A 22,410-nucleotide genomic window follows, 5' to 3' on the forward strand; every position below is an offset into this window, starting at 1 on the left:
GTTTTCTTGCATAAAATGATGCATATCCTTACCGTTGTAAATCTTGATTTAGAACCGGTTAGGTGAGATGTTTATTTTAGAATCCGGCAATAACTTTGTGGTCCCGACTACCGGTATCTTTAGCATTAATTACTCTATCAAAAAAAATTTTAAAAAATATATAATAAGTACTTAGAATATGAAAAGTAATAAGGTATAATCTTTTCAAATTAAATATTAAATCCCATTATAAGCGAAAACCGTAGGGAATATAACCACTTCATTTTATGTTGATGGTTATGTTCATCTGCGGTTTTTTCTTTTTCGAAAGGAGTGACATATAAACAATGCATAAAAGTCTTGAAGATTATCCAGTGATTTTAACTGCTGAACATATAGCCGAAATTTTGATGGTTTCCAAACCAACGGCCTATGAATTGATGGAACAGACTTCATTTCCATTGATTCGAATTGGTCGTAGTAAACGAGTTTTAAAAGATAAATTTTTTAATTGGCTTTCACAGCAGCAGGCGTGTGGCTTATAGAACAGGAAGTAAGTGGTCAAAATGAAAGTAGATCACTTGCTTACCTTTATTAATAGACAAGATTAAATGGAGGTTAGCAATAATAATGAAAGGCAGTGTAAAAAAGAGAGGAAATGCCTATCGATATATAGTGGATATTGGGCGAGATCCTTTAACGGGAAAACGTAAACAATTAACCAAAGGTGGTTTTAAACGGAAAAAAGATGCAGAAGCAGCTTTGAACGAAGTGCTTAATGAAGTTCATACTCAAGGTTATGTAGTACCTAGTCAAGAAGTTTTTTCTTCCTTCATTGAGAATTGGTTTACAACGCACTTGGAAAAACGAATTAAAGAAACAACGGCATCTAATGCTAAATCTCTTATCGATAAACATTTAATAAGAGAGAATCCATTTGGGGATAAACCTTTATCAAAAATTACGACAGAAGATATTGATGCTTTTTATAACCTTAAAATTGATGAAGGGTATAGTTCAAGTTATATTCGTAAAATGCATCAAACCCTAAATCAAGCATTCAATCAAGCGGTAAAATGGAAACGTATTAAATATAATCCAGTTACTGATGCGGATCCACCGGCAGTGAAAAAAGAAGAGATGAAAATTTGGTCTTATGATGAAATCAATGCGTTTCTTGAACATTGTAAGGGAGAAAGACATTATTTAACTTTCTTTCTTGCCATTTATACGGGAATGAGACGAGGCGAGATATTAGGGTTGAACTGGAGCGATATTGATTTTGCCAATAAAACAATTCGTATTCAACGTTCGTTAGCGTATATTCCAAAAAAAGGTTACGTTTTAACGTCTACTAAGACTCTAAAATCAAAACGAATCGTACCAATATCGGATATGGTTGTGAACGAATTAATTAAATATCGCGCACAACAAGAAATTTGGAAAGAGCAACTTGGTGAACTTTATCAGGATGAGGATTTTGTGATTTGTACGGAAACAGGGTCAAAGCAAGACCCGCGAAATGTGTTACGAGCGTTGAAGAGATTGATTACATCTTCTAAAGTAACCTCTATTCGATTCCACGATTTTCGTCACACACATGCATCCATTTTAATTTCTAGTGGTGTCGATGTTGTAAAGGTATCAAAACGTTTAGGTCATGCGAATGCGAAAATCACATTAGAAACATATGCTCATCTCGTTCCAAATGAAGACAATGATTTAGCAGATATTTTTGAAAAAGCACTGGAAAAAAATCTGTGACCAATCCGTGACCATTGACCAAAAAATCGAGTTTTTGCACAAGGATTATCTAAAAAAAACCCTACAAACGTTGATATATCAACGTTTGTAGGGTGATTTATAAGATGGTCCCGACAAGTCTCGAACTTGCGACCCCCACCTTGTCGAGGTGGTGCTCTCCCAACTGAGCTACAAGACCATGATCACATACAAAAATAACATGTTCTTACAAATCATTGTAGCATTTAAGAGGGGAGAGGTATATAGAAAATCATTATAATTTCACTTTTTATTATGCTATTTTTACATAATGAGTTGTCCGCGCTTTTCTCCTACGCATTAACGTTTTTTCTTTTTATCATCTTTTAGTAATGTTTCCTTCTTAATTAGTTTTTCTAACTCTACATGGACGTGATATTTACTTTCTTCAATTGGAATGACATTTACTACTTTTCCTTTACGGCCTTTAATTTTTATATTTTCATCGACTTGGGGGATACGTTGTAGACATTGACTTAATACAGCGGTTTTATTTTCTAGATAATGAATGGCATAAAACATTTCATACACTCCTTGTGAACTCAAATAGAAGATTGAGTGAATTTTTTTCAATTTATGATGACTCAGGCGCATATAGAACTGTCAGAAAAGGAGATTGCCAAACTTAGGGGAAATGATTTCTAGACTTTAATAATAGGATAGGGTAACGAATGAATTGAGGTGTAGAAGGAATGACGAAAAAATGTGGTTTATTAGCTGTTCTTGCATTTGGTCTGTATGTTGTGGCGATGTATATCTATTTTTTTTATAGCCAAAATAGCGGGATACCCGCCGCGCTTAAAGGAACGGTAGCGGATCCGAGTACTTTTCTAACAGCGCAGGAAATGGTGTTAAGCGAAGAGTTTTCAAAGATAAGAAATTTCCTGTTTTTTATCGCAACACCGTTTGAATGGTTGCTTTACTTTGTTATTTTGATTACGGGTATATCGCATTTGTTCGAGAGATGGGGCCCTGAACAACAAAAATGGGCCATTTGGAGAAATACGATGTATGTATTTTTACTTTCCGTTCTCTTGTTCATCCTCCAATTCCCACTAGACTATTACAAGTATATGTTGAGCAAAAGCTATGGGATTAGTACGCAGCTTTTTTCCTCATGGATGAGGGATAATGTGATTGATTTTTGGCTGGATTTTGGGATGGCGGTTATTATGGTATCGGTTCTCTATTGGCTCATCAAAAAAAGTCCGAAGAGATGGTGGTTTTATGCATGGGCGTTAACTGTGCCATTTTCACTGTTCCTTATGTTCATCCAACCAGTCTTGATCGACCCCATCTACAATGATTTTTCTCCACTACAAGATAAAGCATTAGAGACGAAGATTCTTTCACTCGCAGAGCAAGCGGATATTCCTTCAGAGCATGTGTATGAGGTGAATATGTCAGAGAAGACGAATGCTTTAAACGCGTATGTGACAGGGATTGGTGAGAATTCTAGAATTGTGCTGTGGGATACGACCTTAAACCGATTAACGGATGAGGAAATACTCTTTATCATGGCACATGAGATGGGACACTACGTGGTGAAGGATATTTATTTAAACATCGCTGTCTATTTGTCGATGACGCTCATTGGACTCTGGCTAATCGCAAAAATCATGCCTTGGATGATCCGTCGCTATGGATCGCTATTAAAAATTAAACATATGGGCAATATTAATTCATTTCCATTATTTTTATTGATTTCATCATTCCTAGTATTCTTCTCAAGCCCACTTTCAAATGTAGTTTCACGGTATCAGGAGGTTCGAGCTGATGAATATGCAATGGAACTAGTTGAAAATCCAGAGGCAGCGGTCTCGACGTTTCAACAGTTGACTAAAGCTGGACTTAGCGAAGTAAATCCACCAGCACTTGTCAAATGGTTTCGCTACTCCCATCCGCCCATGTTAGAAAGAATCAATAAAGTAGCTAATCAAGCTGAAGAAGAATAGAAGAACCTCAAGACTTAAGGGGACCCGTAAGACTAGGTGGGCGATCAAGAACCCCCCACGGATTGAAGTTTCACTTTATAGCTGATTAATTTTTCAACAACTGGTTCATTTTCTGGGAAAAGGTAGGTGACTGGTTTCAGTAAGAAATTTGGCTGGCTAAATGATCGGTTTGGTGTTTCATGGCAACTTAATTTTGTGCAATAAATTAATAGTTGTTATAGGATTGAACTGTGAAAGAATATTATAAGAAAAGGAACCAATTTAAAGTGACTATTTCAGAAAAAAATTTAAGGACTTGTAACAAAGGACACAAGTATTATAAAAGTAGTGATTGTCCGACCTGTCCAACTTGTGAGCAAGAACGTAAACCTGATAATGGATTTCTTTCACTGCTCTCTGCACCTGCAAGACGGGCATTGGAAAACAATAGGATAACTTCTTTACAAAAGCTATCAACATATAGTGAAAAAGAGATTTTACAATTTCATGGTATGGGACCTGCTTCTTTACCGAAACTTAGGTCTGCATTAAAGGAAATTGGATTATCATTCAGAAACTAAGTATTAAGAATATGACTACTCGATAAATTTACGAAATAGAAAAATTTGTATTCAACAATCTGGCGCATTGCTTTAATAAGGAGTGCGTCTATTAAGTAGTGATAATCAATTATTTTGTGAGGAAAGGTAAAGTATTTAAAATTTCGCTTTAGTTTCTTCAGCAATCGGGCACAATTCTAGTACAAGGGATTGTGTCTTTTTTTTCTTCGAAAATGCTACTACTAATTTTAATCATTAAGCGTAATAACAACAAAAAAGCGTTGCAATAAAGCAACGCTAAGTTCGAGCAATTTTAAACAATTTTACGGCACAAACTATTGAGCCTATAAGTCCAGTTATTGTAAAAACATATGCAACTAATAAAGACATGGGGCTATAAATAATGATTCTATAAGTTCCTAGAAAGCATAGTAACAAACCGCTAATGAGGCCTAATAATATTTGACTCTTATCTTTCAAGAATACCACCTCCAATATATGGGGATAAGAGCGTGTTAACATACGCTCCCGCAACTCTCGAGCGGTGTTACGACAAATACATACAAGACAACTAATTATGATTAGTAGAGTCGTCGCATACACTTATTAAGGATTATCTATTTTCAGGAGGTTTGAGATGAAAAGAAACGTGTATGAAAAGTTATTTAAGGCAGGTATTGCGACAACTTTAGTTGCTTCAGCTTTCGTAGTTGCCCCAATAGGTGAGGTAAACGCACAAAAAGATGATCACAAAAATGCTAACAAAAAAGATAACAAAAAAGGCCATGGAAAAGATAAAAAACCCGTACAAAAAGTGGACAAGACAAACCTGCAAACGACGATTAACAAATTGTTCAATCACAAAAAAGAAGATTATACAGTAGATAGTTGGAATAAATTTCAACAGGCACTTTCAGCAGCCCAAAGAATATTTAAAGATTCAAAGGCATCACAGTCTGATGTAACAAAAGCAATGAATAATTTACTAGCAGCTATAGCTAATTTAGTCGTAGTAACCCCACCTACAGATGTGAAAGTGAATACATTAAAAGAATTAAAATCAGCAATTAACAATCCAAAGGTTAAGAATATTACTATTCAAAAGGATATAAAAGTAGAAGAAAAACTAAAGATTACTTCAGAAAAGCATATTAACGGAAATGGCTATACATTAACTGGGGAATTTTCGAAAAAGGGAGACAATTCCTATGCGCTAGAATTTATGAAAACAGTCGGTTCCATCACAAATATTAAAATTAAAAGTGCTGATGCAGCAATTTATGTAGATGGCTCAACTGTTACATTAAGTGGCACGATTGATGTCAGTGGAAATAAAAACGCTGGAATCATTGTATCCGCAGCTTCGGGAGGAAAGGGTCAATCACTCCTAAAACTTGTGAATGCAAAGCTAGTGAATCGTGATGAAGCGAATAATAAACCGACAATTTTAGAGGAACGAATTGAAAATAAAGATGTTTCGAACAAAGTAGTTGGTTATGAAGGCATGTATGTGGATTACAATCAAAAATCAGCTAATCATTTACAAAGGTTTTATTATTTAAACCGTGAATTAAGAACACCAAATCCGATAAAACGCTTCACCTTGTCACTAATGCATTCAAATGATACACATGCCAATTTAAATCAAATAGCCAAAAAAGTAACAGCTGTGAAGGAAGTGCGTGCAGTTAGACCGAAAGCATTACTTCTAGATGCAGGAGATGTGTTTTCTGGAACATTATATTTCAATGCATTTAAAGGGCAAGCAGACTTACAATTCATGAATTTAATGGGCTATGATATTATGACGTTTGGTAACCATGAATTTGATTTAGGAGCTAGCGCGGAAGGACATCAGGCGTTAGTAAATTTTATTAAAGGTGCCAAATTCTCATTTGTTAGTTCAAATATTAATTTTTCAAAGGATGCCAAGTTTAAAGATTTATTTAGCGAATCGATAACAAGTAATCCAAAAAACGGGAAAATATATAATGGCATTGTAAAAGAAGTAGATGGCGAAAAAGTTGGTTTCTTTGGCTTAACAACGGCAGAGACACGAGATATTTCAAGTCCGGGGTCTATTGCCTTTAAAAACTATATTGAAGAAGCGAAAAAAACAGTCCATGCATTTGAAAAAATGGGCGTTAATAAAATTGTTGCGATCACTCATATCGGATATGATGACAACCCAACCATTGATAATGACTTAAATTTAGCATCAATGGTCGAAGGAATTGATGTAATTGTTGGTGGACATAGTCATACACAGTTGGCTCAGCCGATAATCGTTGATGAGAACCACACACCAACTATTATTGTGCAGGCCTCTCAATATAATGAATACCTAGGAACACTGGAAGTTGAATTTGATAAGAGGGGTGTAGTCGTTCGCCATGAAGGCCAATTAATTAAGATTGCTGACAAAGTAGAAGATAAAGGAGCTGCCAAACTACTTCAACCGTATAAAGCAAAAGTAGAACAGATTTCCGCTCAGGAAACTGGGGCAAGAGCAGTCAAAGCATTTGATAATCCACGTACAGAATCCAATAGTGTTCGACGAAATGAAACACCATTAGGCAACTTAATTACGGATGGGATGCTACAGAAAGCGAAAACGTATAATCCCAACGTCATTATGGCATTCCAAAATGGTGGTGGAATACGAGCTGGAATCAATCAAGGACCGATTACGATTGGTGAAGTGATTACGGTGCTTCCGTTTGGCAACACATTAGCAACGATGAATTTAACGGGTGCGGAAATAAAACAAACATTTGAAACAAGTTTGAAAGATCTCCCACTAGAAAATGGTGGTTTCTTACATGTATCCGGTGCAAAAGTGGAATATGACTCCTCCAAGCCTGTTGGAAAACGTGTAGTATCGATTAAGTATAAAAATGCATCGAATACCTACACGGAACTCCTAAATAACACCGTCTATACAATCGCGACAAACGCCTTTACAGCTAAAGGTGGGGATGGCTTTGCGGTATTAGCTAAAGCATACGCAGAAGGACGAGTGAAGGATTTAGGATTATCTGATTGGGAAAATTTCCGTGATTATCTTGTAAGTCTTAAAACGGTTGATGCGAATAGAGAAGGGCGTATTGTAGATGTAGTAGGAAAAGTTCTGGAACTTCCTGGAGGGACGATTAAAGATACCGATTTTTCTGGTACTTTACAAACTCCAAAAGTATACAGGGGGGATGTAAGAGTGCATGTAACAAATGTAACGCTTCTTACTAATGCTGTAGTAAAAGGAAACCTCATCATTACTGGAAAACTTCCACGTGCATTTAATTTAGTGGATATACTCGTAGAAGGAAATTTAGACCTTACTGGACTCGATGCGAAGGACTATAATTCTAAGAATGTAAAAGTGAATGGAGAAATTATTTTTTAGTCCATTTATTTGTATCAGTAGTACACGCTGAGTAGATTGCTGGGATGGTCATACCCCTATAAAGACAAAAGTAGCGCCCCCAAAACATTGGAGGGCGCTACTACTTTTTCGAACTAGATGCTCACAAATATAAAGCAGGGGACCCCGCCTATATTAAAATGTCGACAAGCCTGTAGACTCCTGAATACGATACCATAGCTTTTTCCACACTGCTTGATCCTCGTACACCTCGAAATCTACTGTATACTGACCGTTTTCATTGTCCCAAATACGGGCAAAATAGCTTTCAATGGTTGTTGCGAGTTCGCTCGTTGCCGGCATTTCCATATATAAATTGGTCTCTAGATTTAAATCGGCGATATTTCGACGTGTGAAGTTGGCCGAGCCACCGAGTAGCTGTGCGTCATCACCAGTTTTCACATAAACAAATTTACTGTGATACTGTTCGCCGTTTGTATCATAAAAGCGCACATCGATGCCATTTTCTACAAATTCGGCTGCTACCTGGCGATTTGGAATGCCGTTTTTTTCGATGCCAAACGCGTCCTTGTTCGGGTCTAATATGACGTCGACATTAGCTCCGCGCTTTGCTGTAGCCTTTACTGCTTTGACAACATCACGGTCTGCTAAATAAAACACGCCGATTTTAACTTCGCTATTTTCAGATGCCCCGTCTAACATTGCAAGGAGTGTTTTTTCAATTTTTCCTTCTGTTACAAGCTTCGTCTGCATGTCAGCTGGTTCACTTGTATAGTTCCATGCGACTTCAGGAAGTGTGATATCTGATAGGGCAGCTACGGCTTGCTCAGATTTGTAAATGTCTTGCAAAATGTCACCCGTCACAACAAAGCCGATATTGGAGTGAAGGCTACTGCCATCATGCGTAATATTCGCAGACGTAATGAGTGCCTGTTGTTCATTTAATACAACTTTGCGGTGATTGGCCTTAAAGTTCACTAAATCTAAGTACGAGCCAATCGAGGCCTTGTCACCATCTGGGTTAAAGGCGTTCGGTAAAAAGCCGTTTTGTGAAACCGGCCACCATTGTAAGTAAGAGCGCCAAATACTCGAGTACAGCGGGTTTGAATCCGGAAGTGCCTTCATATTTGTAAAAATCACTTCAGCTCCCGCATCTGCTAATTTCGTAAAGTTTTCGGGTGTAGCCGAGCCGTACATATTATTAATGGCATCTGTAATAATTGTGACATGGAGTGCTGGATTGTCATTGATCGCTGCTAACACTGCGTTTGTGATATCATCCGCACGAGTAGGGTAGCTGCCCTTTGAACGGTCATAATCGTCGTTGTATAGAAACATATCAATTACCAGTGAGTGTTCGGCTTCATCAATAATTCGTAGCATCTCATCATATAAATGCTGCTCCATGACACGGCCATTATTATCATACGTGACGTCATAAACGAAACGCACGTCGCTGTCATTATGTAAGTTTCCGTCTACCGAAACACCCTGTGGCAGTGGCTTTACATAATAGACAATGCCGACGACGAGTGGAATTGCGATAAGTCCTGTAACGAGTATCCCCATTCTTTTACGCCATTTCTTCAAATCCATCCCTCATTTCTAATTTTAGTAATGGTTAATCAATTACGCCTCGGCGTAATTGCGTCCAGATTTTTTCGATATACTCGAAAAACTCCTTTAAAAATCTGTGACATCCGCCGGGGGCATAACTTAATTCAGTGGGGTTCAAACCCCACTGAAATTAATTTATTAATTGCAATTAGTACTAACTACTAAATACGTATGAAAGCATAAAAGGTTTCATGAATGTCTCATTAATGCTATTCCTGAAAAAGGGGCAATAAAAAACACCTCCCGACAAAAGGGGAGGTGTTATGGGTTAAACGCGGAATTGTTGGATTTGTACTTGTAGTTGCTGTGAGTTTTCGGTAACCGCTGCTGCTACGTCGCTTACTTGCTCCATTGATGCTGATTGCTCTTCCATTGCTGCAGCAATCATTTCAATGCTTTCGGCTGCCTTACTTGAGCCGTTTGCAATTTCGTTAACAGAAGCAGTCACTTCCTCAGCACTTGCCGATAATTGTTCTGATGTAGCAGAAACATCTTGAATCGAGTTTTTCATATCTTCTACATCGACTTCGATTTGATTGAATGATTCGCCCGCTTTTTCGATGATGATGACGCCTTCTTTTACAGAATTTAATGAATGGCGCACGGCGTTTTCAACGTCTGCTGTATCACGTTTGATTTCTTGTGTTAATTCAACGATTAATGTCGCAGAATTTTTCGATTCCTCGGCAAGCTTACGTACTTCATCGGCTACCACGGCAAAACCTTTACCATGTTCACCTGCACGCGCCGCTTCAATGGCAGCGTTTAAGGCAAGTAGGTTTGTTTGATCAGTAATTGCGGTAATCACTTGCGAAATATTGTTAATTTCTTCTGTTTGTTTGGCTAGTTTCGTCACAAGTTCGTTGACGATGACTGTTGATTCATCGATTGTGGCCATTTGTGTTTTTGCTTCGGTAATAATTGTTAGGCCAGTCGCAGCGACATGGCTTGCTTCCACGGCTTTGTTGTTTAACGTTTGTGTTGCTTCTGCAATTCGCTGGATACCAATGGCTGTTTCTTCCATGGCTGTCGCGCTGTCAGAAGCAATTTGGTAAGAATTTTGAGCCGCTTCAGATGTATCAAACACGCGTTTTGTTACGTCGTTCGTTGTCGCAGTCACTTCCTGCGTACTCGCAAATAACTCTTCTGAAGAGGCGCTTAATTGCTCAGTATTTTGCTGTACATTTTGTACTAAGTCGCGTAAATTTGTGCGCATTGTGTTAAAGGCATTTGTTAATGTGCCTAATTCATCTTTTGTTACGACGTTTAAATCGGTACCCGTTAAATCACCAGATGAAATCTTTGTTGCCTCATCTGCTACTTTTACAAGTGGCTGTGTAATGCGCTTGCGGATATATAAAACAACAGCTAAAGAGATAATGATACTAATAATTAATACTGCAATCGTTGTTGATTTTGAAAGATTAATGGTTTTTGCAGTGTCCTCTTTGATTGCTTGTAATCGCTGCTGTTCAATGTCTGCCATTGTTGTTGCGGTTGTCAAAATGCCCACGTTTGATTCTTGTAAATTATTATTCACAATATCTTTCGCGATTCCAGGACTCGTTTTATAAGATGCAATTAATTTTGACGCTTGAACGTTGAAATCATCGTTAAAGTTAATCAGATCATTAATAAGTGCGTCCATTTCTGGATTGTCAGAGCTTTGCTTTAAGTACTCAACGCCTGCATCTAATTTATCTGCATAATTTGTTAAATTTGTTACGTTTTCTTCTTTCGGATCAGCAATGAGTGCACGTGCATAAAGACCCTGCATCGCTAGGTTAAAGCGTATATCATCAATCATTCGCACTTGTTCCATGCGGACATCCATTGCCTCATCAGTACGTGATTGAATTGTGTTATAGCTAATTGAGCTAATAATTGTTGAAGCGGCAATAATTGCAACTAAGATAAATAGTACAATATTTAATTTTTTTCCAATACTCATAAAGTCCACCCTATCTTTTAAATTGTTATATTTTTCTTATTATCACATACACATGTAGAGTTTTGTCGGATTGTGTAGAAATGAAGGGAATAGGGATATTAAAGGAAGAATTTTTTTGGTTTTTTAGGAATTTAAAGTGTGGAAGAGAATTTAATTGCTAAAAAGCATGTTTGCTCGTTGTTGTTTTAAAGATAATAATGTTAAAAAGTGTATTTTAACTATGAATATAGACATGGAATATTCGACAAATAAAAAGGAGTAGTTACTCATTAGTTTGACAAAATGTAAAGAAGCGGACATGTTTTGATGGTATTTCTGTTAAAATATAGGTAATAAACCGATAAAGGGGGAATTTAAATGGTCATTCAAAAGGTAAGTCGCTATAAATGGCTTCTGGCCGCTGTGATTGTATTGGTAGGAAATGCGGTGGCGTTTCAATTATCATTTATTCACACATTAACAGAAGTAGAAGTGCGCGGTATGGTAATCGGCTCGCTCGTTGATTGTGCGGTTGTTGCGCCGGCATTGTTACTATTACATATGAAAAAGTGGTCGCTTAAAAAAGCGGTAATTTTTGCGGCGGGTGGGATTGTCCTCGCACGTTTCATCATTCCAGCGAGCTTTCTCGAACCATTTCGCTATTTGACTGGGACAGCTTTTGCAATAGAGGCTTGTCTGATTGTAATTGAATTATGTATCCTGATCGCTTTTGTAAAATATGTTCCTTCTATAATACATGCGGTGAAGGAGCAGCAGGAGCAAACGGTATTTGCGTTTCCAAAACTTGTAGCTGAAAAGGCGAAGGGCAATCCGATTATTAGTGTGCTTGCTTCGGAAATACTAGTGTTTTATTATGCTTTCTTGAGCTGGCGAAAACCTGCAGATGCGACTGGTTTTACCGTTTATAAAAATACGATGTATGTGCCGATGCTGGTGATGATCTTTCATGCAGCATTATTTGAAGCGGTGGCGTTTCACTGGTTTTTCCATGACCGCCTACCGATTTTAGCGTGGGTCCACACCATTCTATCGATTTACGGCATCATTTTCTTAATCGCAGATGCAAGAGCGCTTGTATTAAATCCAACAAAGTTAATGGGGCAAAAGCTGTACATTTCAAATGGGTTAATGAAGCGCGCAGCTATTTATGTCGGGCATATTGAAGCGATTCATGACGCCTTTGAAAGTGACGAGGTATATCACATGAAGGTGCTTGGTAATACCGATGATCAGCCTGCATTTGTGTTGGAGTTTAAGGCACCGCAAACGATTCACTTTGTCGGGGGCTTTGAGAAAAAGGTCAAGTATGTAGGGGTTTACGCGGATGATGCGGTTGCTTTGAAAAAGCAGCTTGAACAGAACTTATAAAGGAAAATCCAGCAAACACGTGGTGTGTCTGCTGGATTTTTAAAATTTATGATTGTTTTCCTGTCTGCATATGATAGTTCCGCTTTAGCATCGCATTGCCTTTAAACAATCCGAAATGTTCGTAATACGGCACTAAATCATCGTCACAGCACAAATCAATCATATAAATGTCTTGAAGCTGTGCAAGCATTTGTTCAACTAACTGCTTGCCAATGCCTTGATTTTTAAAGGTTGGTAACACTTCAAGCAAGGGAATGTATGCACTAAGCACACCATCACTAATTGCTGTAATAAATCCGACCACTTGGTTTTTTTCGTCGTCAATCGCGAGCACAATATGCGCACTATTTTGTAATAGTGTTAAATGCGTTTCGGGATTTGGCGGATTTGGCCAATCGACAAAAAAGCCGTTTAGCATCGTTTCTGTAATATTGTCTATGTTTGTTTGAAATTTCATTTGAAATCAGCTCCTAATTTTTTTGGATTAGAAGTGATTCTCAATTATAAAGTAACATCGCACGTTACCTCCAGAGTGAATTTTTTTAATTATACAATAATTCTGTGGGTTTATCAGTATATAATTAAAATAAAAATTACTAAGGGTGATTGAGCGTGACGAATAGTACGATTCAGCAAGTACATGCATTAGAGAATTTACAGCTAAATGCATTATTAATAGAGCCACTACAAACAGTAAAATGGCGAATAGATGCCAAGCGTTTTAGCGAACTGTTTATTGTAACTGAAAATGATCAAGTCAATGGAATTGGAATTAGTTGGACGAACCCAAATCATCCAACGGCGAAATATATTCAAATCATCGCAACGGGTTATCAACCACAGCTCATGCAAGCATTGCTTGAGAATATGGATGGGCATGATAAAGTCATTTTATCGTGCTGGGAATATGAAACAGAAAAGCTTGGTTATATGAAAAACTTTTGTTTCCAATTATTTCGAAAAACGTATATGGAAAGCTACTTAGTAAATGATTTACTACAAACGCTTCAACATGTACCTGAAGTAGCAAATGGCTGTTCATTACAACAAATGATAGGCAATACGCAACTTGAAAAACAGCTGTTTTCATTAGTGAAATTCAATTATGAGCAGACACATTTACATAATGAAGCAAAGGAGAAAGAGTGGCAGCTTTGGCGTGCTGCAGTCCTTGATGATGCGCCAGATATGAAAGTACCATGTATTGTTGTTGATGATGATGGCAAGATTAGTGCATATATGTTTGTGCATCCAGTTGAAGAAAATCATGTGGAAATTGGTTGGATGGGGAAAACAAATTCTTTCGAAATGCAGTGCTTATTAAAAACGATTTTGCTACATTTAGCGAACTCATGTATCCAGACGGTGGAGTTTGAAATTGATACAACCGATTATTTCGCATATGAGTTAGCCGATTTACTAGCACTTAAGTATAAAATAAGTTGGGACTCGTATATATATAAGGAACAGTAGGGGGGAGCAAATGATGTTGGAAAAACGTTATTTACATCGTAATGATTGGAGTCGGATAACATCTCGTCGTTATTCACAAAAATGGGTGGAGGAACAGGATTTTACAGGGTATATCGCACTGACCGAAATACATGAAATCACGACGCCTTTCGTGAAAACGATGGGAGGAAAGAACGTTTGTATTATAGACAAAAATTATACTAGGCTGCAACAGTTACCAATGGATGCGAATTACGTGATTACAACAACGTTCAATGACAAAGGGCAAGTTGTTCAGTGGTATATCGATATAACGAATTGTAATGGGGTCGATCAAGGGGAGCCTTATATGGAAGATTTGTTTTTAGATATTATCGTGTTGCCAACAGGAGAAGTGATTACGAAGGATGAAGATGAATTGCAGCAAGCACTCGAGAACAATTGGATTACAAAGGAACAATATGATCTTGCTTATACGACATTTTATTGGGTAATAAAAGAGCTTAAACAGGGCACATTTGAACTGTTAACCAGCAGTAGTAAATATAGAGAGGTATTATTATAATATAGAAAAGCCCGCCATATATATTGGAACGATGCTTAGAAGTAAATAAAAAAGAAGCTTCCTATAATAGGAAGCTTCTTTGAGCTGTTATAGTAAAAATTAAAGTTTTACGATGTTAGCAGCTTGTGGTCCGCGGTTGCCTTCTTCTACTGTGAATTCAACTTTTTGACCTTCTTCTAAAGATTTAAAGCCTTCACCTTGGATAGCTGAGAAGTGAGCGAATACGTCTGAACCGCCTTCAACCTCGATGAAACCGAAACCTTTTTCTGCGTTAAACCATTTTACTGTACCTTGTGTCATAATAAATGACCTCCATTGTTGTTATATTAATAAGCTCACAATTCTTCTAAAAGAAAAAAATTCACATATTAGAAAAAGTACTAACTAAAACACGAATACTCTTTATAATAGGCGAATTCATTGTTTTGTCGAGCTGACTTATTAACCATAGTATACAGCGTAAATTATCATTTGTCTAGTGGCATTCAAATTTTTTTTCAAAATCAAATTAAAAATTCATCAAATCTTTGTGAAATCAACACGCTAATATTCTTACTTTACACACGCTTTGTGAAAATATGATGAAAAAAATGAATTTGAAAAGATATTGTAACAAGCAATTGAAAACGTGATGACGTCTGCTCAGAACCGTCCCAAAGCTTTCTTTTACCGCGTAATCTTAAGGCAAAGGAGGAAGGACAATGAAACAATTAATCGCAGCAATTATCGGTATCATACTTTCAATTACAGCTGGAATCGGGGTGTACAGTCAATTTGTTAGTGTCGATCCCGTAATAAGTGATGGGCTTGAGGCGCAAACCGCGATGGCACTTGCACAAGATCGTGAGCCAACCTTTCCACAAATTAGTATGGAGGATGTACCAAAGGATCACGAAAACTTTTCAAGTATCCTATACGGCTATAATTTAGTCAATGAAACACATGTGTATGCAGAAGATAAAGTCGGTGCGAATCTTTCATGTACGAGCTGTCACGCTGGCGCGGGTTTACAGGATACAGTGGCGTCACTTGTAGGGGTGTCGATTGATTACCCAAAATACATCGCACGCGCGGGGGATTTCGTAACGATTGAAAAACGGATTAATGGCTGTATGGTACGTAGTATGAATGGTGAAACGTTTGAAGCGGATTCAGAAGAACTAGACGCAATCGTTGCGTATTTCGATTATATTTCAGAGGATATGGAAGAGGGGCAAAAACGTCCGTGGGCAAAATCAGTGGATATGAAGCAAGTACCAACACCAAATGTGCAAGATGGTGAAGAATTGTACAATAAATCGTGTATTTCATGCCACGCAGCAGATGGCTCAGGTATTGGCGCTAATACAGGCCCAGCGCTGTGGGGAGAGACATCGTTTAACGACGGTGCTGGCTTAGCGCGTATGTCGAAAATGGCGGGCTTTATTCAAGCGTACATGCCAATTGGTCAGGAAATGACGTTATCAGACCAAGAAGCATCGGATTTAGCCGCCTATATTTTAATGCAGGACCGACCAGAATGGGGCAAGCATGATAAGGATTGGCCAGAGGGCGGTAAACCTGCAGATATTATGACAAAAGAACGCCGTAAAGAAGCGCAAAACGGCACGATTGACTGGACAGAAGTATTAACAGGCTTTCAATAAGTTAAAGGGGGCTGTCCGAAAAGTGTTTACTTTTCGGACAGTACTTCGTTCAAGTCTTAATTAACCGCTTAAGTGCGGTGCTTCTGGTATGTATTTATAGCCTTCACCGCGCACCGTTACAATCCGCTGTGGGTGTTTGCGGTCGACTTCGATTTTGGCACGTAGTTTTTTGATGTGCGCATCAATCGTTCGGTCTAAAATTTCTTTTTCGATATTTGGATATAATTGATCAACGAGCGCTTCTCGCGAAATCACTTGATGTGGATGATCCATTAAAAAATACAGCAGCATAAATTCATGCTTCGTTAGCTGAATGACTTCCCCGTTTAATAGGACTTCACCTTTGCGCGGCTTGATGCACAAGCCGTTATGAATAATTTTTTGGCAAAACAATCCTGTGCGACGTAGCACCGCATGTATATGTGCAAGCAGTTCCTGTAAATGCACGGGTTTTGTTAAATAATCATCGGCCCCAATTGTGAGCCCGTTAATTTTAACCTCGACGTTATGCTTATTTGTCACCATAATAATTGACACATCGGCGGTTTGATTAGCGCGAATCCACTGACAAAGCGACTCTCCAGAACGCTTCGGAAGTGCAAGCTCCATCAACACCATGCACGGATAAGTTTGATGAAATACCTCGATCGCCACTTCAGCTGATGCTGCCACAGCAACTACAAAGCCATGGTCTGTTAGAAATTCCTTTAATGTCGTTGTCCATACTGCGTCTGGATCGACAATTAATAGTTGTTGCATCATAATCCCTCATTTTTTTACAATTATGATTATTTTAACATAATAGTCAATATTTTAATTGGGATTTAAGGTAAGTAAAAAACCTATTAGATAAGAAGTATTAAGCAAAAGCTGACGTTCATTTGCATAAGGCAAAAAGACGTCAGCTTTTTTAGTATCAAACTCTAAACATATTCATCAACGAACCGACTTGCTGCATCGCATTAATTCCATTGGTTACCGTTCCAACATGGCCCATGATAGTATTTAAGTTATCTGACAATCCGCCACCGTAGCCTGGGCCTGGCCCCTGCATTTGCTGATATGGGTTGAATGGTTGCTGCTGCGGTCCGTAATTTGGATTTTGCGGATAAAACGGAGGATAGGGTTCCCGCCTTTGTTGTGGATAAGCGTTTTGCATCGGGTAGCCTAATCGTTGTCTAGGCATTGGCGGAGCTCCTCGAAATTGTTGCTGAGGCATGGGCATTCGTGGTGGTCTTGAAAAAAAGGTCATTTGTGCGCACCTCCTATTAATAGTAGAAATCCATCTAGTATATGTCCGTGTATGTATTTAACTTAGACGTATAGCGGATTTATGAGTCGAGAAACGCCGGTCTTTAATTGGAGTGGCAAAAAAACCCTCTATCTAACTAATCTTAAGATTGAGGGCTATTTCTTCTAAAACAACTTATTTAAAATAATCCTTTCGCGCTTCGAATGCCTTTTTTTCGCGTATTTGTTTTTCCATCTGGGCAATGGAAGTCCTGCGATGCGCATTTTTTTCCTCAAGATGTTCTAGTTCCTCGGGAGCAGCAAATTCCATACTAATTTCAGCTTGTTCGATATTTTCCTTTGTATTGTTGATCATCTTTCCAAGGCTTCGTGCATTCTCGGACTTTTTATTGAATGTTTGATGACGGTCGTTTTCCAATCGTTTCCCTCCTAAATCAAGATGATATTTCTTAATTAGTTTGTTATTGTTTGATCTATTTATGCGCAGAATCAAAATTTAACCAAACTAAATGTTAAGTATTATTGACATAATGTTAAGTATACATTACATTTAATTTAGGAAGGAGATGGGAAATGTTAAATAATAAGGTGAAAGAGCTGCGTGCACGACATGGCTTTTCACAAATTGAGCTCGCTGCTTTATGTGGGGTCACGAGGCAAACAATCGGCTTTATTGAAAAAGGGGACTTTTCACCATCTGTTGCACTGGCACTAAAATTAGCACAGCATTTACAGGTCACGGTTGATGAATTATTTTGGTTAGAGGAGGAGAATGTGTAATGCCTACAAAAGATCTTCGTATGCAAGAGCCTTTATTTAATAGCGCGTTTTTTGTTTTATTAATCGGTGAAGCAATAGGGATCGCGTATGTCTTAAAATATTTTGATCCTGATGTGCAAAATCGGGTGATACTCGGGTTAGAAAAATTAAATTTGATGCCGTATATATTTTCGGTCATTTGCTTGATTGCGCTAATTACTTTATGTGGAATTTATGTGCTAAAGGTTAGAAAACACAATCTCGCAAATCCAACAAAAAAATTGAAACCCTTTACCGCGTTTACGTTAAACGAATTCAATGACGATGATGAGTTTTTCAGCAAGGTAACGAATGAAGCAACACGCAAAGGCTATATCTTTTTAACGAATGCAATAGGTGTGCTGATTTTACTGCTAGTTTTACAACTCCCGCATATTGTTTACATTGTGCTAGGGTTAAGTATTTGTATCATGCAAAATTTGCTGTACTACACGCATATGAAAAAATATTATCAATAACTTACAAGATCAAACTCAAATGCCTGTCCAAGTTGTATTGGAAGGGCATTTTTTAATTTAGATATTACAGCGCCGGGAATCGAATGAATGCATGAACAAAAATGTTGTGGATGGTAAAGGGAATTTAGAAGTTGCTGTCTAATATTTAGTAGGATATAGAAAATTTGTGTTTTTGGAGGCTTTTATTATGAAACGGATTGGATTAATTACGTTCATTATAGGTGTTTTTCTGTTAGCAGGATGTACAGAAGAAAAAGAAACAGCCAAAGATACAGGAAGCTTAGTCGAGGAAAACGCCTTAACATCCCAAATTCACACCTTAGAAGAACAAGTGGATAATTTAATTGAACAACGTAATAAGCTTGAAAAAGGAAAGAAATTGTTCACGACTTTCAGTTATTTGACTTTTGATTTTATGAAAGCATTGCAAACGGGGGATTTGGATCTTTTAGAAAGTGTCGTTTCAAATGATTTTAATGTAGAGGTCACAAAAGACAGTTGGTTTTACATTACAAACGAACCAATCGACGGAAACAACAAAATACTCTTTTACGATGCTAATAACCAAATCAAGTTTTGGCGTATTAATTTCTATGGTCAAGTGCCTGATTATGAAAAATACGGAATGAGCATCCGCATCTTTACAGAAGAGAATATCAAGTCTGGTATGGCTGAAGTAATAAATTTAAGTTTTGAAGAAATAGACGGAGAGTGGAAAATCGTTTATATGGATCCTTATGTCTAAGCCATTCAATAGTAAAATAAATATTGCATAATAAATAAACACTTTTGTAAAATTGGTTGTAGTGGAGGGTCGACTCCTGCGGGAACAGCACGACGCCTGAGACTACAGGCTCAGGCCGTGCCCGCGGAAAGCGTACCCGTAACGGAAACCAATTTTTAAGGCTTCAAGATAAACTTAATACTTTGATCTTCATGGTCATGAAACATCCTGTAAGCCTCACTTGCTTTTTCTAACGGCATTTTATGTGTCAAAATGTCAGTTGGATCGATGGTACCTTGAGCGACCATGTCATAAAGTAGGGGACTAGTATGAATTGCTGGCGCCTGCCCCATTTTTAACGTAACATTTCGCTCAAACATCGTGCCAAGTGGGAATAGATTGTAGATGGAACCATAGACGCCTGTCAGTTGAATGGTCCCAAACTTTCGTACGGCTTTGATTGCCACTTGGATTGCACTTAATGTCCCGCCTTGCAGCTTCAACTTTTGCTCGATTTTTTCGTAAAATTTAAGTTTGCCGTCCATCCCCACACAATCAATGACAACGTCCGCGCCGCCTTTGGTAATTTCCCACAGATGATTACCGATATTGTCAAAGTCATCAAAATTAAAGATTTCTACTTGATTTGTTCGTTTTGCATGGTCGAGCCGGTAAGAGAGTGGATCGACAACAATGACACGGCTGGCCCCTTTTAGCCAGGCAAACTTCTGCACCATCAATCCAACAGGTCCTGAACCGAGCACAATGACCGTATCACCTTTTTTCACACCAGCATGTTCGACACTCCAATACGCAGTTGGCAAGACATCCGAAATAAATAACAGCGCCTCATCCTCTAACTCACAGTTCTCAGGTACTTTAAACGGAATAAAATTGCCATAGGGGACACGCAAGTATTCCGCCTGTCCACCTGGATAATTCCCGTAACGATGGGTATAACCAAAATAAGCACCGGAATCAATGTCCGGATTGTCATTTGAGTTATCACACTGGCTCTCCATGTGGTTTGCACAGTAAAAACACTCACCACAAGAAACGTTAAAAGGAATGACAACCCGGTCGCCTTTCTTCACCTTCGTTACTTCAGGGCCTACCGCTTCGACAATGCCCATCGGTTCATGCCCAATGACAAAATCCTCTTTTGTCGGAATCGAACCACGGTAGATATGCAAATCCGATCCACAAATAGCAGTGGAAGTGATGCGAACAATGATATCATCCGGCTTTTCAATCTTGGCATCTGGCACATCCTTAACTTGTACATCTTGTGCCCCTTGATACGTAACTGCTTTCATAGAAAAGCCCCCTGTAAAGAGCGCGTTTTAATGGAAATGAAGCCACCGTTCATCACTTTTTCTTCGCATCCCGTTCTTTATTGAAATCATGTTCTTTGCCGAATTCCGTGTTATAATTTGGATTCGAGAAGCGGGCAGGGCGGTCCTTAGCTGTATGCATCTCCTCGCTCGGCGTAAATAACAATGCTATACAAACAAGGCCACTAATCCCAACAAGGCTGTAGACAATTCTAGATAATATAGCATCCTGACCGCCAAAAATAGAAGCAACTAAATCAAACTGAAAAAAGCCAATTAGTCCCCAGTTAATGCCACCAACAATGAGTAACGCGAGCGCGATTCTTGAAATTAAACTCATAAAATTCCTCCTTCGTGATTCGTAGTTAGCGTTTACCGAAAAAAACTTTTTATACGTGATTTGAGCATAAAAGAGCAAATAAAAACCAAAGTAAGCCTGACTAAATTTATAGCCATTTTTAATCTGGATTGTTTAACATATAAATATGTAGCTGTTGCTTATTTATAAAAATGAACGATTATTTTAACCGAATTCCCAATATTTTAATTGTTTTACAAATAGATTTTTGGTACATTAATACCAAGTAAACAAATAAGAAAAGTTGAGGAGATGTATGATGACAAACATTCCATTCGTTGTAGATAGTGCGTGGCTACATGAGCGTTTAGAAGATCCGAAGTTAAGGCTGCTTGATGCAACTACATTTTTAAGTATCCCAAATAAAGACGGCGAGGCACCTGGCTTATGGTCTGGACAAGATGCGTTTAATGAGGAGCACATTCCGGGCGCTGTTTTTGCCGACATTTTAACCAATTTCTCTGATCAAAAGGCCGCGCTACCAATGACAATCCCGAGCCGCGAGCAATTTGTAGAGGAAATTGAAAAACTGGGTGTTGGTGAGGATACGTACGTAGTGATTTATGATCGTGGAGCGCTTGCCAATGCAGACGTTATTGCCTCTTATTGGGCATCACGTCTTCGCTGGCAACTAAAGTACGAGGGCTTTGACAATGTGGCTATTTTAGATGGTGGACTTGTTAAATGGAAGCAGGACGGTTATTCAACAACTACCGACACAACAAGCTATCCAAAAAGCACATTCAATTACGCGCGACGTCCTGAGCTTGTTGTTAATAAAGAACAAGTGCGCGAAGCCATTGAAAATGATTCGGTTGTCTTGATCAATAGCCTGTCTCCACCAGATTTTTATGGTGAAACGAATACGTATCCACGCAAGGGCCATATCCCAACAAGTCATAACGTCTTTTTCGGTAGTCACTCTAATCCGAAAACACGCCTACTTTTTGATGATGAAAAGCTGCGCGAAACGTTCACAAATATCGGTGCACTTGATACGGATAAAACAGTCATTACCTACTGTGGCGGTGGAATTGCTGCGACATGGAATGCACTACTATTAAATAAACTAGGTCAGGAAAATGTCGCAATTTATGACGGCTCGATGAACGAATGGGCAGCTGACACAACTTGTCCGCTAGTGACGGGGAAGTAATAATGGAAAGCATGAGAGTTTAGAGCTCTCATGCTTTTTTTGAAGGATAAAACAGGATAGTTATCGAAATTGTT

The 22,410-nt window shown here is 38.3% G+C and carries 24 protein-coding genes and 1 tRNA gene; 14 read left to right on the forward strand and 11 right to left on the reverse strand.

Annotated features, from left to right (window positions below; translation table 11 throughout):
* Positions 1-326 precede the first annotated feature (326 nt).
* The gene (locus NSQ62_RS09225; protein WP_341323634.1) at positions 327-524 is read left to right on the forward strand and encodes a helix-turn-helix domain-containing protein; all 198 of its coding nucleotides are present in this window, start codon (positions 327-329) and stop codon (positions 522-524) included.
* A gap of 85 nt (positions 525-609) precedes the next feature.
* Positions 610-1,743, forward strand: a complete 1,134-nt coding sequence (locus tag NSQ62_RS09230) for a site-specific integrase (RefSeq protein ID WP_341323635.1) — start codon at positions 610-612, stop codon at positions 1,741-1,743.
* A gap of 105 nt (positions 1,744-1,848) precedes the next feature.
* Here the strand turns inward: NSQ62_RS09230 and NSQ62_RS09235 are convergent.
* A tRNA-Val gene (locus NSQ62_RS09235) sits at positions 1,849-1,921 on the reverse strand.
* Positions 1,922-2,061: 140 nt separating this feature from the next.
* Entirely contained in the window at positions 2,062-2,283 is a 222-nt protein-coding gene (locus NSQ62_RS09240; protein WP_341323636.1) for a hypothetical protein, read from the reverse strand.
* A gap of 170 nt (positions 2,284-2,453) precedes the next feature.
* Here NSQ62_RS09240 and NSQ62_RS09245 point away from each other — a divergent pair, with 170 nt between their 5' ends.
* The 4 genes from NSQ62_RS09245 (at position 2,454) to NSQ62_RS09260 (ending at position 7,658) form a co-directional block, all read left to right on the forward strand.
* Positions 2,454-3,716: a M48 family metallopeptidase gene (locus NSQ62_RS09245; protein WP_341323637.1), complete on the forward strand. Its 1,263-nt coding sequence runs from the start codon at positions 2,454-2,456 to the stop codon at positions 3,714-3,716.
* A 126-nt stretch (positions 3,717-3,842) separates the two neighbouring features.
* Positions 3,843-3,920 (forward strand): VOC family protein, encoded by a 78-nt coding sequence (locus NSQ62_RS09250; RefSeq protein WP_341323912.1) that lies wholly within the window; start codon positions 3,843-3,845, stop codon positions 3,918-3,920.
* A gap of 62 nt (positions 3,921-3,982) precedes the next feature.
* Positions 3,983-4,276: an RNA polymerase alpha subunit C-terminal domain-containing protein gene (locus NSQ62_RS09255; protein WP_341323913.1), complete on the forward strand. Its 294-nt coding sequence runs from the start codon at positions 3,983-3,985 to the stop codon at positions 4,274-4,276.
* A 616-nt stretch (positions 4,277-4,892) separates the two neighbouring features.
* Positions 4,893-7,658 carry a 5'-nucleotidase C-terminal domain-containing protein gene (locus NSQ62_RS09260; protein WP_341323638.1) on the forward strand — a complete coding sequence of 922 codons (2,766 nt, stop codon included), beginning with the start codon at positions 4,893-4,895 and terminating at the stop codon, positions 7,656-7,658.
* 153 nt (positions 7,659-7,811) lie between these two features.
* Here the strand turns inward: NSQ62_RS09260 and NSQ62_RS09265 are convergent, their stop codons facing one another.
* Complete coding sequence (locus NSQ62_RS09265; protein WP_341323639.1) at positions 7,812-9,227, reverse strand: phospholipase D-like domain-containing protein; 1,416 nt, start codon at positions 9,225-9,227, stop codon at positions 7,812-7,814.
* A 295-nt stretch (positions 9,228-9,522) separates the two neighbouring features.
* Positions 9,523-11,205, reverse strand: a complete 1,683-nt coding sequence (locus NSQ62_RS09270) for a HAMP domain-containing methyl-accepting chemotaxis protein (protein WP_341323640.1) — start codon at positions 11,203-11,205, stop codon at positions 9,523-9,525.
* A gap of 357 nt (positions 11,206-11,562) precedes the next feature.
* Between NSQ62_RS09270 and NSQ62_RS09275 the strand changes: the two genes are divergently transcribed.
* Complete coding sequence (locus NSQ62_RS09275) at positions 11,563-12,573, forward strand: hypothetical protein (protein ID WP_341323641.1); 1,011 nt, start codon at positions 11,563-11,565, stop codon at positions 12,571-12,573.
* Between the two features lie 46 nt (positions 12,574-12,619).
* On the opposite strand, the gene NSQ62_RS09280 is transcribed toward NSQ62_RS09275, so the two are convergent.
* On the reverse strand, positions 12,620-13,030 hold the full coding sequence (locus NSQ62_RS09280) for a GNAT family N-acetyltransferase (RefSeq protein ID WP_341323642.1): 411 nt from the start codon (positions 13,028-13,030) through the stop codon (positions 12,620-12,622).
* 155 nt (positions 13,031-13,185) lie between these two features.
* On the opposite strand from NSQ62_RS09280, the gene NSQ62_RS09285 reads away from it, so the two are divergent.
* Positions 13,186-14,046 carry a hypothetical protein gene (locus tag NSQ62_RS09285; protein WP_341323643.1) on the forward strand — a complete coding sequence of 287 codons (861 nt, stop codon included), beginning with the start codon at positions 13,186-13,188 and terminating at the stop codon, positions 14,044-14,046.
* A 10-nt stretch (positions 14,047-14,056) separates the two neighbouring features.
* Positions 14,057-14,590 carry a DUF402 domain-containing protein gene (locus NSQ62_RS09290; protein WP_341323644.1) on the forward strand — a complete coding sequence of 178 codons (534 nt, stop codon included), beginning with the start codon at positions 14,057-14,059 and terminating at the stop codon, positions 14,588-14,590.
* Between the two features lie 99 nt (positions 14,591-14,689).
* Here the strand turns inward: NSQ62_RS09290 and NSQ62_RS09295 are convergent, their stop codons facing one another.
* Positions 14,690-14,890 carry a cold-shock protein gene (locus NSQ62_RS09295; protein ID WP_341323645.1) on the reverse strand — a complete coding sequence of 67 codons (201 nt, stop codon included), beginning with the start codon at positions 14,888-14,890 and terminating at the stop codon, positions 14,690-14,692.
* Positions 14,891-15,291: 401 nt separating this feature from the next.
* Here NSQ62_RS09295 and NSQ62_RS09300 point away from each other — a divergent pair, with 401 nt between their 5' ends.
* Positions 15,292-16,236 (forward strand): c-type cytochrome, encoded by a 945-nt coding sequence (locus NSQ62_RS09300; RefSeq protein ID WP_341323646.1) that lies wholly within the window; start codon positions 15,292-15,294, stop codon positions 16,234-16,236.
* A 60-nt stretch (positions 16,237-16,296) separates the two neighbouring features.
* Here the strand turns inward: NSQ62_RS09300 and NSQ62_RS09305 are convergent, their stop codons facing one another.
* From NSQ62_RS09305 to NSQ62_RS09315, 3 genes are all read right to left on the reverse strand, one after another.
* A complete protein-coding gene (locus NSQ62_RS09305; RefSeq protein ID WP_341323647.1) occupies positions 16,297-16,998 on the reverse strand; it encodes a response regulator transcription factor in 702 nt (233 codons plus the stop codon).
* Positions 16,999-17,152: 154 nt separating this feature from the next.
* The gene (locus tag NSQ62_RS09310) at positions 17,153-17,422 is read right to left on the reverse strand and encodes a hypothetical protein (protein ID WP_341323648.1); all 270 of its coding nucleotides are present in this window, start codon (positions 17,420-17,422) and stop codon (positions 17,153-17,155) included.
* Positions 17,423-17,662: 240 nt separating this feature from the next.
* A complete protein-coding gene (locus tag NSQ62_RS09315) occupies positions 17,663-17,905 on the reverse strand; it encodes a spore protein Tlp (protein WP_341323649.1) in 243 nt (80 codons plus the stop codon).
* Between the two features lie 155 nt (positions 17,906-18,060).
* Here NSQ62_RS09315 and NSQ62_RS09320 point away from each other — a divergent pair, with 155 nt between their 5' ends.
* From NSQ62_RS09320 to NSQ62_RS09330, 3 genes are all read left to right on the forward strand, one after another.
* Positions 18,061-18,267, forward strand: coding sequence for a helix-turn-helix transcriptional regulator (locus NSQ62_RS09320; RefSeq protein ID WP_341323650.1), 207 nt, complete (start codon positions 18,061-18,063; stop codon positions 18,265-18,267).
* On the forward strand, positions 18,267-18,764 hold the full coding sequence (locus NSQ62_RS09325; protein WP_341323651.1) for a hypothetical protein: 498 nt from the start codon (positions 18,267-18,269) through the stop codon (positions 18,762-18,764). The genes NSQ62_RS09320 and NSQ62_RS09325 overlap by 1 nt, the downstream gene beginning before the upstream one ends.
* 187 nt (positions 18,765-18,951) lie before the next feature.
* Positions 18,952-19,509 (forward strand): hypothetical protein, encoded by a 558-nt coding sequence (locus NSQ62_RS09330; RefSeq protein ID WP_341323652.1) that lies wholly within the window; start codon positions 18,952-18,954, stop codon positions 19,507-19,509.
* 155 nt (positions 19,510-19,664) lie between these two features.
* Here the strand turns inward: NSQ62_RS09330 and NSQ62_RS09335 are convergent, their stop codons facing one another.
* Together NSQ62_RS09335 and NSQ62_RS09340 are read right to left on the reverse strand one after the other, a co-directional pair.
* Complete coding sequence (locus tag NSQ62_RS09335) at positions 19,665-20,804, reverse strand: zinc-dependent alcohol dehydrogenase (RefSeq protein ID WP_341323653.1); 1,140 nt, start codon at positions 20,802-20,804, stop codon at positions 19,665-19,667.
* A gap of 52 nt (positions 20,805-20,856) precedes the next feature.
* Positions 20,857-21,162: a DUF378 domain-containing protein gene (locus NSQ62_RS09340; protein ID WP_341323654.1), complete on the reverse strand. Its 306-nt coding sequence runs from the start codon at positions 21,160-21,162 to the stop codon at positions 20,857-20,859.
* A gap of 277 nt (positions 21,163-21,439) precedes the next feature.
* Between NSQ62_RS09340 and NSQ62_RS09345 the strand changes: the two genes are divergently transcribed.
* Positions 21,440-22,336 carry a sulfurtransferase gene (locus NSQ62_RS09345; RefSeq protein ID WP_341323914.1) on the forward strand — a complete coding sequence of 299 codons (897 nt, stop codon included), beginning with the start codon at positions 21,440-21,442 and terminating at the stop codon, positions 22,334-22,336.
* Positions 22,337-22,410 lie beyond the last annotated feature (74 nt).

Origin of the sequence: Solibacillus sp. FSL H8-0523 (assembly GCF_038051985.1) — a bacterium.
In the GTDB taxonomy this organism is placed as follows: Bacteria; Bacillota; Bacilli; order Bacillales_A; family Planococcaceae; genus Solibacillus.

Coding starts and splice junctions, on each gene's coding strand:
- NSQ62_RS09225 (WP_341323634.1), top strand. CDS start 327: ATGCATAAAAGTCTTGAAGATTATCCAGTGATTTTAACTGCTGAACAT.
- NSQ62_RS09230 (WP_341323635.1), top strand. CDS start 610: ATGAAAGGCAGTGTAAAAAAGAGAGGAAATGCCTATCGATATATAGTG.
- NSQ62_RS09240 (WP_341323636.1), bottom strand. CDS start 2,283: ATGTTTTATGCCATTCATTATCTAGAAAATAAAACCGCTGTATTAAGT.
- NSQ62_RS09245 (WP_341323637.1), top strand. CDS start 2,454: ATGACGAAAAAATGTGGTTTATTAGCTGTTCTTGCATTTGGTCTGTAT.
- NSQ62_RS09260 (WP_341323638.1), top strand. CDS start 4,893: ATGAAAAGAAACGTGTATGAAAAGTTATTTAAGGCAGGTATTGCGACA.
- NSQ62_RS09270 (WP_341323640.1), bottom strand. CDS start 11,205: ATGAGTATTGGAAAAAAATTAAATATTGTACTATTTATCTTAGTTGCA.
- NSQ62_RS09275 (WP_341323641.1), top strand. CDS start 11,563: ATGGTCATTCAAAAGGTAAGTCGCTATAAATGGCTTCTGGCCGCTGTG.
- NSQ62_RS09280 (WP_341323642.1), bottom strand. CDS start 13,030: ATGAAATTTCAAACAAACATAGACAATATTACAGAAACGATGCTAAAC.
- NSQ62_RS09290 (WP_341323644.1), top strand. CDS start 14,057: ATGATGTTGGAAAAACGTTATTTACATCGTAATGATTGGAGTCGGATA.
- NSQ62_RS09295 (WP_341323645.1), bottom strand. CDS start 14,890: ATGACACAAGGTACAGTAAAATGGTTTAACGCAGAAAAAGGTTTCGGT.
- NSQ62_RS09300 (WP_341323646.1), top strand. CDS start 15,292: ATGAAACAATTAATCGCAGCAATTATCGGTATCATACTTTCAATTACA.
- NSQ62_RS09305 (WP_341323647.1), bottom strand. CDS start 16,998: ATGATGCAACAACTATTAATTGTCGATCCAGACGCAGTATGGACAACG.
- NSQ62_RS09310 (WP_341323648.1), bottom strand. CDS start 17,422: ATGCCTAGACAACGATTAGGCTACCCGATGCAAAACGCTTATCCACAA.
- NSQ62_RS09320 (WP_341323650.1), top strand. CDS start 18,061: ATGTTAAATAATAAGGTGAAAGAGCTGCGTGCACGACATGGCTTTTCA.
- NSQ62_RS09325 (WP_341323651.1), top strand. CDS start 18,267: ATGCCTACAAAAGATCTTCGTATGCAAGAGCCTTTATTTAATAGCGCG.
- NSQ62_RS09330 (WP_341323652.1), top strand. CDS start 18,952: ATGAAACGGATTGGATTAATTACGTTCATTATAGGTGTTTTTCTGTTA.
- NSQ62_RS09335 (WP_341323653.1), bottom strand. CDS start 20,804: ATGAAAGCAGTTACGTATCAAGGGGCACAAGATGTACAAGTTAAGGAT.
- NSQ62_RS09340 (WP_341323654.1), bottom strand. CDS start 21,162: ATGAGTTTAATTTCAAGAATCGCGCTCGCGTTACTCATTGTTGGTGGC.
- NSQ62_RS09345 (WP_341323914.1), top strand. CDS start 21,440: ATGACAAACATTCCATTCGTTGTAGATAGTGCGTGGCTACATGAGCGT.